Source organism: Clostridium gallinarum (assembly GCF_014836325.1).
Classification (GTDB): domain Bacteria; phylum Bacillota; class Clostridia; order Clostridiales; family Clostridiaceae; genus Clostridium; species Clostridium gallinarum.
The window spans coordinates 41,674-56,719 of the sequence record NZ_JACSQZ010000017.1 but is presented as its reverse complement, the minus strand read 5'-3'; the positions used below and the strand labels follow the sequence as shown (position 1 = coordinate 56,719).

Sequence of the window (15,046 nt, the reverse complement as noted above, 5' to 3'; positions counted from 1 at the left end):
GTATTTATGTCAATAATATAAATATTAAATATAAGGAGTTGATAATTTGAAGAAAATTTCTAGAATTATTACTATATTTTTGATCTCTTTAGTATTAACTACCTGTAGCATAATTCTTTATTTTAGTGATTCTTTACTGATAATATATAGAGTTTATGAGCAATTAAAAGATAATAACTCTTCAATAGAAACTCTTGCAGAGCTTACTGATTATAATGTTACTGATGATATAGATATACAGGGGGTAGTCTATAAGGATACAGATTCTAAAGAGGTATTTTTAGATATATATAAATCAACAGTTTCTAATAAGCCATCTCCTGTTATTTTATATGTACATGGTGGAAGCTGGATATATGGAGATAATGGTATTCCAATAGGGTTAGTACCAATAATAAAATCATTTAATGAAAGTGGATTTTCAATTATTAGTGTTTCATATGAACTTTTAAAAGAAGATACTCCAATAGAAAATCCAATTAAGGACGTAAAAGATTCAATAAGATGGATTTATAAAAATAAGAATAAATATAACTTTGACACTGATAATATTGGAATATTAGGAATTTCCTCTGGTGCCCACTTAGCTCTGATGGCATCTTATTCTAATGATAATGAATTTATAGGCGATTCAGATTTATCTACTTATTCATCAAAGGTTAATTATGTAATAGATGTTTTTGGGCCAACTGATTTATCAACATTAGATACATCTTCAATTGAAGAAGAATATAAAAACGAAATAGAAAAATTAATTAAATCTAAAAATATAATTAATAATTATAGTCCTATTAATTATATTTCAGATTCATCTCCAAATACACTTATAATACATAGTGAAAAAGATGAAATTGTACCATATAAAAATGCTTTAACTTTATACAATTCTCTAAAAAATAAAAAATCAAAACTACTATCACTGTCATCAGGTTCTCACTTTTTTAATGGATTCAAAGAAAATGAACTTGTTGCTCTAGTATTTGAAGTTTTAAAGTTTATACAATTAAACAAAAAAGGCTAGTACCATAAAATACTAGCCTTTATCATTATCTATTATATGTTACACCATATATATCATAATACGCTTCTATAGCTGCTTTCATTTCATCATCTATATATATTTTTCCATTTAATTCTCTATTATGTAGATATTCTACAACTTCTTTCATAGTAACTATTGAATATGTAGTAATTCCAAATACTTCTTTAATTTCTTCTTGAGCTGATCTATCAGTTTTACCTTTTTCCATTCTATCAACAGAAATTATAAGACCTTTAATATCTACATTTCCTTGAGCTTTTAATATAGGTGCAGTTTCGTAAATTGATGTTCCTGCAGTCATAACATCCTCAACTATAACAACTCTTGATGAATCTTTTAAGCTACCACCTAAAAGTATTCCACCTTCACCGTGATCTTTTACTTCTTTTCTGTTCGAACAATATTCTACATCTATATTATATAAATTATTAAGAGAAATAGCTGTTGTAACTGTTAAAGGAATACCTTTATAAGCTGGTCCAAATAAAACATCAAAGTCTTTTCCAAAATGTTTATTAATTGCCTTTGCGTAAAATTCCCCTAATTTCTTTAATTGTTCTCCAGTAGTATAATTTCCGGTATTTATAAAAAATGGAGTTTTTCTTCCGCTTTTAGTAACAAAATCTCCAAATCTTAAAACATTACTTTCAACCATAAATTCAATAAACTCTTCTTTATATCTTTCCATAATAAACATTCCTTCCAACACAAATATTAAGCATATATATAATTTTAATATACGCCTTAATAATTTTATCATTTCTTATTAAAAATTACCAATATTTTTTAAAAGAAAAAAGCATTAAATAAATTAATGCTTCTACAAACTATGAATATCTAGATAAAATTATTAATTTCTTGCTTCTTTATTTAATTCATATAATCTTTGTCTCTCTGGTAAAGTGAGTTCTACATCACCTTCTCTTTTTTCAATCAATTTTTCTAATTCTTTAAACTTCTCTTCACCCAATTTAATTTTAATAACTTCTGATTTAATTAATTTCAAATCATTTTTTTCTGTAATTGTTAAATTTTCTCCATTTTGAATTTTTTCTTTTAAAGCCTTTACTTTTTGATTTTGAACTTTATTTAAATAACTTTCATTTTTAGGAGTCCAAAAGTCATCAAATTTATCTTCTTTACTTATGCATATAGAATAGTTATTAAAGACTCTATATGCATTATTTTTATATCTAACATCATCAGATTTACATATATTAATAGAAGAGGTTATTGCACTTGTTGAAATCATTAAAAGTAAAGTTAAATTTTTAAACATCTTTTGCTCCTCCTTTTATAGATACTCACATTATTATTATATGAAGTTTTCTAATAAATAAAGAAAGTAATTTTTTCTATAGAAAATCTATATTGTTTTTAAAAGAAAATTTCTTATTTTTTTCATCCCATATAGAACTTTGAACCTCTCCTATATGAAGTTTATTAAGGAAGTACATACAAATACGAGATTGTCCAATACCTCCACCTATAGTATATGGAAGTCTTTCTTTTAAAATTTCTTGATGAAACTCTAAATTTGTTCTATTTTTACAATTACTTTTGCCTAATTGTTTTTCTAAAGTTTCCTTATCAACTCTTATACCCATAGATGATAGTTCATAGGCTATATTAAGCACAGGATACCATACTAAAATATCTCCATTAAGATGCCAATCATCATAATCTGGACTTCTTCCATCATGTTTAATTCCTGATTTTAGTAAATCACCAACTTCCATTAAAAATACTGCACCTTTATCCTTGCATATTTCATTTTCTCTTTCTTTTGGACTTAATTCAGGATATAAATCTTCTAATTCCTGAGTTGTAATAAAATATATATTTTCAGGTAATTTAAAAGAAATTGGATTTAAATTACTATTTACGAATTGTTCTGTTTCCCTAAAAACTTCATAAATATCTTTAACAGTTTTCTTTAAATATTCTTTATTTCTATCTGACTTAAAGATTATCTTTTCCCAATCCCACTGGTCAACATAAATTGAATGAATATTATCTAATTCTTCATCTCTTCTTATCGCATTCATATCAGTATAAAGTCCTGTATATGGATTAAATCCATATCTTTTTAAACTCCATCTTTTCCACTTGGCTAAAGACTGAACAACCTCTGCTTCAATTTTATCTGCTAATATTTCAAATTTAACAGGTCTTTCAGTTCCATTTAAATTATCATTAAGCCCTGTATTACATTTAAGAAATAAAGGTGCTGACACTCTTGTTAAGTTTAATTTACTTGCTAAAGCCTTTTCAAAAAAATCTTTAATTTCTTTAATTTGAATTTCAGTTTTTATTAATGAGTTTGTCATAAAATAAACCTCCTCTAATAAATAAGATTTTATTTTAAATTTAAATATTCATTAATGCTTTTTGCAGCATCTAACCCTTCTTTTATTGCCCAAACAACTAAAGATTGTCCTCTTCTTGCATCTCCACAAGAAAAAATCTTTTCTCTATTAGTTTTAAAATTATTATAGTCAGCTTCTATATTATTTCTATTATCTAAATCTACTTTAAAGAAGTTAGAAATGTAATCTTCTGTACCCACGAAACCCATTGCTAATAAAACTATATCTACATCTATTATCTCTTCAGTATTTTCAACTTCTCTAAATTTTAAGTTTCCTAAATTATCTTTAAACCAATTTACTTTTACTAATTTTGCTCCTGTAACTTTCTCAGAAGCATCATATAAAAACTCTTTAACGCTTGTACAATATCTTCTAGGATCCTCTCCAAATAAATCTATTGCTTCTTCTTGTCCATAATCTACTTTTAAAGATTTTCTCCATTCAGGCCATGGATTATCATATAATCTATCCTTAGGAAGAGGCTTTGTTATTTCTATTTGTAAAACTGATTTACATCCTTGCCTTATAGATGTAGCTACACAATCTGTTCCAGTATCTCCACCACCTATAATTAATACTCTCTTATCTTTACAATTAATATTATTTTCATATTTATTTAATAAATTTCTAGTGTTTTCTTTTAAAAAATCAACTGCAAAATAAATACCTTTTGAATTCCTACCATTAATATTTAAATCTCTAGGCTTACTAGCTCCTGTAGCAAGAACTATTGCGTCATATTCTGTAAAAACTTTTGTTTTTAAACTTTCATTTATACAAACATCAGAATTTGTATAAAAATTAATTCCTTCTTCCTTTAAAAAGTTGATTCTTCTATTAACAATAGCTTTATCTAACTTCATATTTGGTATACCATAAGTAAGTAAGCCACCAATTCTATCTTCTCTTTCAAATACATCAACTTTATAACCATATTGGTTTAAATAATAACTACATGAAAGTCCTGCTGGTCCAGAGCCTATAACTGCAATTGTTTTGTCTTTTCTCTTTTTTGGTGGATTTGATTTAATATATTGATTTTCAAATGCAAAATCAATTATAAATCTTTCATTTTCTTTAATTGTAACAGCTGAAGAATTCATAGAAACTGTACATGCTGATTCACAAGGAGCAGGACAAACTCTTCCAGTAAACTCAGGAAAGGGATTAGTTTTTAATAATCTATCTAAAGCTAAAATTAAATTATCTTTATATAGTAAATCATTAAATTCAGGGATTAAATTATTTAAAGGACATCCTGAAACCATTCCTTTAATTGTTATTCCAGATTGACAAAATGGAACTCCACAATCCATACATCTTGCACCTTGATTAATCTGCTCTTCTTTAGAAAGTAAGTTGTGAAATTCATTAAAATTTTCTACTCTTTCTTTTGGAGTTTTATCATCACCTGACTTTCTTTCAAACTCTAAAAACCCTGTTGCTTTTCCCATTTAATCCCACTCCTTTCATAAAATGTAGCTAATATAGCTTCATCTTCAGATAGTCCTTTATCTTTATTTTTATTTATCAAGCTTATGATATTTTTATAATCTGTTGGAACTACTTTTTTGAAGTATTTTATATAATTATCAAAGCTTTTTAATATTTCATTTCCATAAGAAGAATTAGTTAATTCTACATGCTCAGTTAGCAATTCTTTAATAATGTTTATATCTTCATTATTTAGAGTTTCAATTTCAACTAGCTCTTTATTTAAATTATGTTTTAGATTCTCATTTTTATCTAAAACATATGCAACTCCACCACTCATACCAGCTGCAAAATTTAATCCAAAATCACCTAATATTAAAATAGTACCTCCTGTCATATATTCACAACCATGATCACCGACACCTTCAACTACTGCAATTGCTCCAGAATTTCTAACTGCAAATCTTTCACCTGCAATTCCATTAATAAACACTTTCCCCGATGTTGATCCATATAATGCAACATTTCCAATTATTATATTATCTTGAGATTTAAAAAAACAATTTTCAGGTTTCTTAACAACTATTTTTCCACCAGATAATCCTTTACCTAGATAATCATTACAATCACCATAAATATTAATAGTTATACCTTTTGGAATAAAAGCACCTATACTTTCTCCACCAGAACCAGTACAATTTAAAATAATTGAATCCTCATCTAATTTATTATATCCAAATTTTTCTGTAATCTTAGATCCTAGAAGAGTTCCTAAAGCTCTATCTGTATTATTAATATCAATATTAATAGATAAATTTTCATTAATTTCAAAATACTTATCAACCATAGGAATTATAAGAGATCTATCTAGTGTTTTATCTTTTTCTTTAATATAATCTTTATTAAATTTATTTTTTAATGTAAAAAATCTTGAATCATTAATTAATATTGCTGACAAGTCAACTTTACTTCTTTTAAATCCTTTTTTATTTTCTTTTTCTTTTAACCTATCAAATCTTCCTATCATTTCATCTAAAGTTCTAAAACCTAATTTAGCCATATATTCTCTTAAATTCTGTGCTATAAAATACATAAAGTTAATTACATATTCAGGTTTACCATTAAATCTTTTTCTAAGTTCTTTATTTTGAGTTGCAATTCCAACTGGGCATGTATCTAGATTACATACTCTCATCATTACACAACCTAATGACACTAATGGTGCTGTAGCAAAACCAAACTCCTCAGCCCCAAGTAAAGCTGCAATAGCTACATCCCTACCTGTCATTAATTTTCCATCTACTTCAAGTCTTACCCTATCCCTTAAATTATTTAATATTAACGTTTGATGTGCTTCAGCAAGACCAATTTCCCAAGGTAAACCAGCATTTTGAATTGATGTTTTAGGTGATGCACCAGTGCCACCATCATGACCAGATATTAAGATAACATTAGTGCCTGCTTTTGCAACTCCAGTAGCAATAGTTCCTACTCCGGCTTCTGAAACTAATTTTACAGATATATCTGCTTCCTCATTTGATTGTTTTAAGTCATAAATAAGTTGAGCTAAATCCTCAATAGAATATATATCATGGTGTGGTGGTGGAGATATTAATCCTACTCCTGGTATAGCGCCTCTAGTCTTAGCTATCCATGGATAAACCTTACTTCCTGGAAGTTGTCCTCCTTCACCTGGTTTTGCACCTTGTGCCATTTTTATCTGTAATTCAGTAGCATTTACTAAATACTCAGATGTTACTCCAAATCTTCCTGAGGCTATTTGTTTTATAGCAGATTTTTTTGAATCTCCATTAGAGCTAAGTATAAATCTCTCTCTTTCTTCGCCACCTTCACCAGTATTAGATTTACCACCAATTCTATTCATTGCAATTGCTAAAGTTTCATGAGCTTCCTTTGAAATTGATCCATATGACATTGCTCCAGTTTTAAATCTCTTCACTATAGATCCAACACTTTCTACTTCTTCCATAGGAATAGGATCACTTAAAAATTTAAAATCTAATAAACTCCTTAAAGTAATAAAACTTTCATCATTATCTATTAATTCAGTAAACTCTTTGAAAGTTTCATAATTTTCATTTTTAGTTGCTTGTTGCAATTTATATATGCTTAATGGATTATACAGATGCTCTTCTTTATTTGATCTATATCTATCTCTTCCAATAGAATCTAATGATATTTCGTTAATGCTTCTATATCTTTTTAAAACCTCGTCTTGAATTTCTTTTAGTGATATTCCTTCGATTCTACTTATAGTATTAGTAAAATATTTATTTATAACGTGAGTATTTATTCCAACAGCTTCAAAGATTTGAGACCCTCTATAAGATTGAATTGTCGAAATTCCCATTTTAGAAATTATCTTAACTAATCCTTTTAATATAGCCTTGTTATATTTCTTTATTGATTCCTCATAACTGTTTTTTAATAAATTATCATCAATTAACTTATTAACTGATTCATATGCTAAATAAGGGTTTATTGCTGATGCTCCAAAACCTATTAAAGTTGAAAAATGATGAACTTCTCTTGGTTCTCCACTTTCAAGAATTAAATCTATTTTTTTTCTTAATCCTTTCTTAATTAAATAATGATTAACAGCTGATACTGCTAATAGTGATGGAATAGGTATTATTTTTTCAGTAACATTTCTATCACTTAATATAATAAGATTAAATCCATTGCTAATTGCTAGTTCAACTTCTACGCAAATAGAATCAATTGCAAATTCTAAATCATATTCATCATTTATTTTTCCATAAGAAATAAATATAGTTTTTACTTTAAAATTAGAATTTTTTATACTTCTTATTCTTTCTAAATCTTCATTTGTTATAATTGGTGAATTTAATTTAATTTTAGGTTTATTTTCATTTAATTTACCTAAAATGTTTCCAGTGGATCCTATATAAGTTGTTGTTGAAATAACAATTTCTTCTCGAATAGCATCTATCGGGGGATTAGTAACTTGAGCAAATAACTGCTTAAAATAATTAAAAAGTAGTTGAGCTTCTTTTGATAATATTGCTAATGGAGTATCTATTCCCATTGAACTTAATGGTTCTTCTCCAGTTTCACACATTGGTAATATAGTATTTTTAAGATCTTCATATGAGTAATTAAATATTTGAAGTAATTTATTTTTATCTAAGTTATTATTTTTAAGATTTGACTGCAAAGGTAAGTTTTCTATATTTAAAATATTTTCTTTAATCCATAATAAATAATCATTTTTTAGGTAATACTCTTTTTTTACCTCTTCATTACTTTTAAGTTTTTTATTAATAGTATCAACTAATAATATTTTGCCAGGTGTTAGTCTTCCTTTATATGTTATCTCATCATTTTTTATATCTAAAGCACCAACTTCAGAAGATAATATTAAATTATTATCTTTAGTTATATAATATCGCGCAGGTCTTAATCCATTTCTATCTAAGGTTGCTCCCATTACATTTCCATCAGTAAAAACTATAGCAGCAGGACCATCCCAAGGATCCATTAAAGTTGAATTATATTCAAAATAAGCCTTTTCCTCTTTTGATATATAAGGATTTTTTTCAAATGGTTCAGGAATTAAAATCATAATTGCTTCTTCAATACTTTTTCCATTCATAATTAAAAATTCTAAAGTATTATCTAAAATTGCAGAATCAGATCCTTCAGTATTAATTATAGGTAATACCTTTTTTAATTGATTTTTAAAAACATTTGAATATAAATTTCCTTCCATAGCCATCAAACTATTAATATTTCCTCTTAAAGTGTTAATTTCTCCGTTATGAATAATATATCTATTAGGATGAGCTCTTTTCCAACTAGGAACTGTATTTGTGCTATATCTTGAATGTACCATAGTTATTGCTGACTCCACCATAGCATTAGATAAATCTATATAGAAATTTTTTAGTTGACTAGCTAATAATAAGCCCTTATATACTATAGTCTTAGAAGAAAGGGAAGCTATATATGCTTTTTCAGTAAGTAACTCCTTTTCAAACCTCCTTCTTATTACATATAACTTTCTTTCAAAATCTTTTATATCAGAAATATTGGATGGTCTTTCTATAATTACTTGCTTAAAACAAGGTATTGATTTAGTAGCAAAATCACCTAAAACTGATTTATTAATAGGAACTGCTCTCCAAGCTAAAATTTTTAATTCTTCTTCTTTGCATAACTTTTTAAATATATTTACACAAAGTTGTTTTTCTATATTATTTTCTGGTAAGAAAAACATTCCTACAGCATAATTTCCTTCTTTAGGAAGAATAACTCCTAATTTTTGTGCTTCTTCCTTAAAAAATCTATGTGGTATTTGAAATAGTATTCCAGAACCATCTCCTGTTTTTCCATCTGCTCCAGTTCCACCCCTATGCTCTAAATTAATTAATATATTAAGAGCATCTTCTATAGATTTATGAGTTCTTATTCCATCTATATTTACTATGGCTCCAATTCCACAAGCATCATGTTCAAAAGAGCTTCTATATAGTCCTATATCATTATGCATAAATATTCCCCCTTCATAAAAATAGAGATACTCTTTAAATTCTATAAAGAATGCATTTTAATGAGTTGCTAATACAACTTATTAAAATAAGCTCTCTTTTTCATTTATTAGTTTTTTTGAAAAATCTATAATTTTAATACCATGATTCATACAACTTTTTTGTATATATTTATAAGCTTCCTCTTCTGACAACAGAAATTTATTCATTATTATACCTTTAGCTTTTTCTATAAGAATTCTATCATTAATTTTACTTTCTAATGATAAGACCTTTTCTTTTAGTTTTTTTACGCGTTTTTCACTTTGATATATAATCTCTAGTGAATTTATTAACAAAGAAGCATTAACTGGACTTGATATGCAGTATATATCTGTGGCTTCTTGAATAAATGATTTATATGGTTCATTTACTATAGCAAGAAAGCCACATCCATCTCTAACACTTTCATAAATATTAATCAAGTTCATATCCTTAAACTTATATCCACTAATGACTATAGAGGGAGAAAATTGCTTTATGGCTCTTATAAGTTCACTACCGTAGGTGCACATCGTTACTACATTAAATCCATTTGATACTACAATAATTTTTATCTTTTGAGCTATGTCTTCATTATTTAGTGCAATAATAACATCTATTGCCATCTTAATTGCTCCCTTACAAGTAAAGTTAGAATTGATTTAAATAATTATCTATTTCCCATTTATGAACTTTACTTCTATAATCATCCCATTCAGCTTTTTTAGCTTTAATATAATTATTAAAAGTGTGTTCCCCTAAAGTTCTCTTTACTAATTCACTTTCTTCCATATATTTTATAGCCTCCTCTAAACTTCCAGGTAAACTATCAATCGATTCACTTTCTCTTTCTTCAAGGGTCATTTTAAATATATTCTTTTCTACACTTTCAGGTGGAACTAAATTATTTTTTATACCATCTAATCCAGCAGCTAGTAAACATGCTAAAACTAAATATGGATTTGCACTTGGATCTGGGCATCTAAGTTCAACTCTTGTTCCATTTCCCCTTGTAGCTGGAACTCTAATTAAAGGACTTCTATTTTTAGCAGACCATGCTATATAAACAGGAGCTTCATATCCAGGAACTAATCTTTTATATGAATTAACTAATGGATTTGTTATAGCTGATATTCCTTTTATATTTTTAATTAAACCAGCTATAAAACTATATGCAGTTTTACTTAATCCTAATATATCATTTTCATCTACAAATGCATTTTTTCCATCTTTACTTAAAGACATATTTATATGCATTCCTGAGCCATTTATTCCGAAGAATGGTTTTGGCATAAAAGTAGCATAAACTCCATGTCTTTGAGCTATCGATTTTACAACTAGTTTAAAAGTCATTATATTGTCAGCTGTTGTTAAAGCATTCTCATATTTAAAATCTATTTCATTTTGTCCAGCTGCAACTTCATGATGAGAAGCTTCAATTTCAAACCCCATATCTTCTAATACTAATGCAATATCTCTTCTAATATTTTCACCTGCATCAACAGGACTTAAATCAAAGTATCCAGCATTATCTTGAGTTTTTAATAAAGGTTGTCCATATTCATCTGTGCTTAATAAGAAAAATTCACACTCAGGTCCTACATTCATAGAATACCCTAAATCCTCTGCCTCTTTTAAAACTCTTTTTAATATATTTCTTGGATCTCCTTCGAAGGGAGTTCCTTCTGGTCTATAAATATCACAAATTAATCTAGCAACTTTTCCTTGTTGAGGTCTCCAAGGAAAAATAACAAAGCTATCTAAATTTGGTCTTAAATACATATCAGATTCTTCAATTCTTACAAATCCTGATATTGAAGATCCATCAAACATTATTTCATTGCTTAAAGCTTTTTTTAATTGCTTATCGGTGATTGCAACATTCTTTAAAGCCCCAAATATATCAGTAAATTGCAATCTTATAAATTTAACACCATTTTCTTCTACTAAATTTAAAATGTTTTCCTTTGAATATTTTATCATTGTAAACTCCCCCTTTTTTAATAAAAAAAAGCGCACAATAGAAATACATCTATTGAACGCCGTTGTTCAAAAACTACTTTTTACCATTATATTCTTAAATTAATAATATGGCAATAATATTTCAAAAAATTTTTTTCAATTTTTTTCTAAAGTATTAACTCTTTATTATTATAAGCTATTAACCAATTTTGTGCTTTTTTACAAATCTTTTTATTCTTTTAACAGCTTCAATTAAATCTTCAGTAGAAGAGGCATAACAGGCTCTAATATATCCTTCTCCACATTCACCAAAAGCATTTCCAGGTACAGCTAATACCTTTTCTTCCATTAGTAACTTCTCACAAAATTCATCAGAAGTTAAGCCAGTAGATTTAATACATGGAAATACATACAAAGCACCTAATGGTTCAAAACATTCTAATCCCATTTCTCTAAATCCATTTACTAAAATTCTTCTTCTTCTATTATATTCTCTTGCCATTTCACTTACACTATCATCACCATTTTTAAGAGCTTCTATTGCTGCATATTGTGCTGTAGTCGGTGAACACATTATTGCATACTGATGTATTTTTTTTAAGGCATCAATTAAAACAGGATGTCCACAAACATATCCTAATCTCCAACCAGTCATAGCATAAGCTTTCGAGAAACCATTAATAACTAAAGTTTTATCTTTAACTTCTTCAAAGCTAGCTATGGAATAATGATTTTTATCATAAGAAAGTTCAGCGTATATTTCATCAGATAAAATTATAATATTTCTATCTTTTAAAACATCAACTATCTCTTTTAATTCTTCCTTAGTCATAATTGCTCCAGTAGGATTATTAGGAAATGGAATTATGACTACTTTAGTTTTAGGTGTTATTGCTTCTTCCAATAGTTTTGCTGTAAGTTTAAATTCATCTTCTTGCCTCAAATTTATTGTTACAGGTGTTGCCCCACAGAACGTTGCACATCCTTTATAAGCAACAAAGCTTGGCTCAGGTATAATAACCTCATCACCAGGACCGACAATAGCTCTTAAAGCTAAATCTATGCCCTCGCTTCCCCCGACTGTAACTAATATTTCATCATTAGGATTATATTTCAAATTAAATCTTCTATTTAGATAATTTGATATTTCTTTTCTTAATTCTATAAAGCCTGCATTCGATGAATAATGAGTATGTCCCTTTTCTAAAGAATATATTCCAGCTTCAATCACATTCCAAGGAGTAACAAAATCAGGTTCCCCTACTCCGAGTGATATAACGTCTTCCATTTCATTAATTAAGTCAAAATATTTTCTTATACCTGAAGGTGGCATATTTCTTACATTTTCTAAAATCATATTTTCTAGAATCATATAAATATAGCCTCCCTACTTTCATTTTTCTTTTCTTTAAAAATTCTTCCATGATCCTTATATTTTTTTAATACAAAGTGTGTTGCAGTTCCTGTTACATACTCTTGAACAGCTAATTTTTCTGAAACAAATAGAGCAACTTCCTTCATTGTTTTTCCTTCTACTATTACAGTTAAATCAAATCCACCTGAAGACATTAAATAACACGCCTTTACTTCATTAAATTTATAAATTCTCTCAGCAACCTTATCAAATCCTACACCTCTTTGTGGAGTTATTTTGACTTCAATTAAAGCAGTTACGGTTTCTTTTCCTGTATTTTCCCAATTAATTAAAGTTGTATATCCTGCTATTATGTTTTTTTCTTCATAATCTCTTATAGCTTCCCTAACTTCTTCAACAGTCTTACCAGTCATTGTGGCTATTTCTTCATCCTTGTACCTACTATTCTTTTCTAAAACCTCTAAAATATCATCCATTCCATATAGACCTCCTATGTTAAATTTAAAAATAAAAAAGCCCCTCATCCCCATATAAAGGGACGAAGGACTTAACTTCCGCGGTACCACCCTAATAAGTAATAAATTACTCACTCAGTATGAATATATTAAATATTCATGTCTCTTTAACGGGAGAAAACCGTCAATACCTAATTAAGATAAATCTTATTTTTCAATACGAGATTCAAAGGCTGCTTTCATTTAACATACCATACTAGACTCTCACCTATACCTAGCTCTCTTTAATGTTTAGTTAAACTACTCTTCCTTATCATAATCTTTACAAATATTACTTTTTTACTATTATAATAATAAAATAAGATTTATTCAATAGATTTTAATATAAAATTTATTTTATTTTTGCTAAATAGTTAATTAAAAGCTATTCTACTTCACCTACAAGAGAAAATGGTTGAGCTCTCACTATTTTAACATTTACTAAATCACCAGCTTTTATATTTTCACCAGAAAAGTTAACTAACTTTCCATTTCTAGTTCTTCCAGTAAATTTACTTTCATCATTCTTACTTGGACCTTCAACTAAAACTTCAACTACTTTTCCTTCAAATTCTTTATTTTTTCTTATAACACTATCATTTACAGCTTTTATTAATCTATCAAATCTGTGATGTTTATCATCATCTGAAACTTGATTTAACATCATATCGGCTGGTGTATTATTTCTTCTTGAATAAATAAAAGTAAATGCAGAATCATATTGTACTTTATTTACTAAATCTAATGTATCTAAGAAATCTTCTTCAGTTTCTCCAGGGAATCCAACTATTATATCAGTAGTTATAGATACTCCTGGAATTTCTTTCTTAATAAGTTCAACTAATTCTAAGTAAGACTCTTTAGTGTAATGTCTGTTCATTTTCTTTAATACTCTATTAGATCCACTTTGAACTGGAAGATGAACTTGCTCACATAGCTTATCACATTCTTTTATAGCCATTATAACATCTTTAGTTAAGTCCTTTGGATGAGGAGTCATGAATCTAATTCTTTCTAAACCTTCAACTTCATTAATTTTTCTTAAAAGCTTAGCAAAATCAATATCTTCTTCTAATCCTTTTCCATAAGAGTTAACATTTTGTCCTAAAAGAGTTACTTCTTTATATCCTTTTGATACTAAATCTTTAATTTCATTTATTATATCTTCAGACTTTCTACTTCTTTCTCTTCCTCTTACATATGGTACTATACAGTAAGTGCAGAAGTTATTACATCCATACATAATTGTAACAAAAGCTTTAACAGCACTTTCCCTATCTATAGGTACACCTTCTATAATTTCAGTTTCTTTATTAAATATTTCCTTAACTTGAACACCTTCAGTTCTTACTCTATTTAAATACTCTGGGAATTTATATGCATTATGTGTACCAAATATTATGTTAACATGTGGGAATTTATTAAGTATCTTATCTGCCATTCCTTCTTGTTGCATCATACAACCACAAACAGCAATAATTAAATCTGGATTTTTCTTTTTTAAATGTTTTAATTCTCCTAAGTTACCAAATACTTTATTTTCTGCATTTTCTCTAACACAGCAAGTATTATATATAATAATTCCAGCTTCTTCAAGAATTTCTGTTTTAGTATAACCTATACTCTTAAGCATACCGGATAGCTTTTCAGAGTCTTCCTCATTCATTTGACATCCCCATGTTTCAATATAGTATTTTAATTCCTTAATTTCTTCCTTCATAGTATTCTCCTTCTTAGAAATATATTTCTTCATTAATATTATAATAAAAATATTAACTTTTTTAAATACCTATAATAAAAATAGATATTATATG

At 27.5% G+C, this 15,046-nt stretch carries 11 protein-coding genes and 1 other annotated feature; of the genes, 1 reads left to right on the top strand and 10 read right to left on the bottom strand.

The window, feature by feature from the left end:
- Positions 1-46 precede the first annotated feature (46 nt).
- Entirely contained in the window at positions 47-1,021 is a 975-nt protein-coding gene (locus H9660_RS06750; protein WP_191749604.1) for an alpha/beta hydrolase, read from the top strand.
- A 25-nt stretch (positions 1,022-1,046) separates the two neighbouring features.
- On the opposite strand, the gene pyrE is transcribed toward H9660_RS06750, so the two are convergent.
- The 10 genes from pyrE to miaB all read right to left on the bottom strand — a co-directional run bounded on the left by pyrE (position 1,047) and on the right by miaB (position 14,952).
- Complete coding sequence (gene pyrE / locus H9660_RS06745; protein WP_191749603.1) at positions 1,047-1,730, bottom strand: orotate phosphoribosyltransferase; 684 nt, start codon at positions 1,728-1,730, stop codon at positions 1,047-1,049.
- A gap of 162 nt (positions 1,731-1,892) precedes the next feature.
- Positions 1,893-2,321, bottom strand: coding sequence for a hypothetical protein (locus H9660_RS06740; protein ID WP_191749602.1), 429 nt, complete (start codon positions 2,319-2,321; stop codon positions 1,893-1,895).
- 76 nt (positions 2,322-2,397) lie between these two features.
- A complete protein-coding gene (gene asnA, locus H9660_RS06735; RefSeq protein WP_207729432.1) occupies positions 2,398-3,372 on the bottom strand; it encodes an aspartate--ammonia ligase in 975 nt (324 codons plus the stop codon).
- 29 nt (positions 3,373-3,401) lie between these two features.
- On the bottom strand, positions 3,402-4,868 hold the full coding sequence (locus tag H9660_RS06730; RefSeq protein WP_191749601.1) for a glutamate synthase subunit beta: 1,467 nt from the start codon (positions 4,866-4,868) through the stop codon (positions 3,402-3,404).
- Positions 4,844-9,382, bottom strand: coding sequence for a glutamate synthase large subunit (gene gltB, locus H9660_RS06725; protein WP_191749600.1), 4,539 nt, complete (start codon positions 9,380-9,382; stop codon positions 4,844-4,846). Before gltB ends, H9660_RS06730 begins: the two co-directional genes overlap by 25 nt.
- 81 nt (positions 9,383-9,463) lie before the next feature.
- Complete coding sequence (locus H9660_RS06720; protein WP_191749599.1) at positions 9,464-10,027, bottom strand: ANTAR domain-containing response regulator; 564 nt, start codon at positions 10,025-10,027, stop codon at positions 9,464-9,466.
- Positions 10,028-10,052: 25 nt separating this feature from the next.
- Entirely contained in the window at positions 10,053-11,384 is a 1,332-nt protein-coding gene (gene glnA, locus H9660_RS06715) for a type I glutamate--ammonia ligase (protein ID WP_191749598.1), read from the bottom strand.
- 178 nt (positions 11,385-11,562) lie between these two features.
- Complete coding sequence (locus H9660_RS06710; protein ID WP_191749597.1) at positions 11,563-12,735, bottom strand: aminotransferase class I/II-fold pyridoxal phosphate-dependent enzyme; 1,173 nt, start codon at positions 12,733-12,735, stop codon at positions 11,563-11,565.
- Entirely contained in the window at positions 12,732-13,214 is a 483-nt protein-coding gene (locus tag H9660_RS06705) for an Lrp/AsnC family transcriptional regulator (protein ID WP_191749596.1), read from the bottom strand. Before H9660_RS06705 ends, H9660_RS06710 begins: the two co-directional genes overlap by 4 nt.
- Positions 13,215-13,269: 55 nt before the next feature.
- Positions 13,270-13,519, bottom strand: a binding site (T-box leader).
- A 98-nt stretch (positions 13,520-13,617) separates the two neighbouring features.
- Positions 13,618-14,952 (bottom strand): tRNA (N6-isopentenyl adenosine(37)-C2)-methylthiotransferase MiaB, encoded by a 1,335-nt coding sequence (gene miaB / locus H9660_RS06700; RefSeq protein WP_191749595.1) that lies wholly within the window; start codon positions 14,950-14,952, stop codon positions 13,618-13,620.
- Positions 14,953-15,046: the final 94 nt, after the last annotated feature.

Coding starts and splice junctions, on each gene's coding strand:
- pyrE (WP_191749603.1), bottom strand. CDS start 1,730: ATGGAAAGATATAAAGAAGAGTTTATTGAATTTATGGTTGAAAGTAAT.
- H9660_RS06740 (WP_191749602.1), bottom strand. CDS start 2,321: ATGTTTAAAAATTTAACTTTACTTTTAATGATTTCAACAAGTGCAATA.
- asnA (WP_207729432.1), bottom strand. CDS start 3,372: ATGACAAACTCATTAATAAAAACTGAAATTCAAATTAAAGAAATTAAA.
- H9660_RS06730 (WP_191749601.1), bottom strand. CDS start 4,868: ATGGGAAAAGCAACAGGGTTTTTAGAGTTTGAAAGAAAGTCAGGTGAT.
- gltB (WP_191749600.1), bottom strand. CDS start 9,382: ATGCATAATGATATAGGACTATATAGAAGCTCTTTTGAACATGATGCT.
- H9660_RS06720 (WP_191749599.1), bottom strand. CDS start 10,027: ATGGCAATAGATGTTATTATTGCACTAAATAATGAAGACATAGCTCAA.
- glnA (WP_191749598.1), bottom strand. CDS start 11,384: ATGATAAAATATTCAAAGGAAAACATTTTAAATTTAGTAGAAGAAAAT.
- H9660_RS06710 (WP_191749597.1), bottom strand. CDS start 12,735: ATGATTCTAGAAAATATGATTTTAGAAAATGTAAGAAATATGCCACCT.
- H9660_RS06705 (WP_191749596.1), bottom strand. CDS start 13,214: ATGGATGATATTTTAGAGGTTTTAGAAAAGAATAGTAGGTACAAGGAT.
- miaB (WP_191749595.1), bottom strand. CDS start 14,952: ATGAAGGAAGAAATTAAGGAATTAAAATACTATATTGAAACATGGGGA.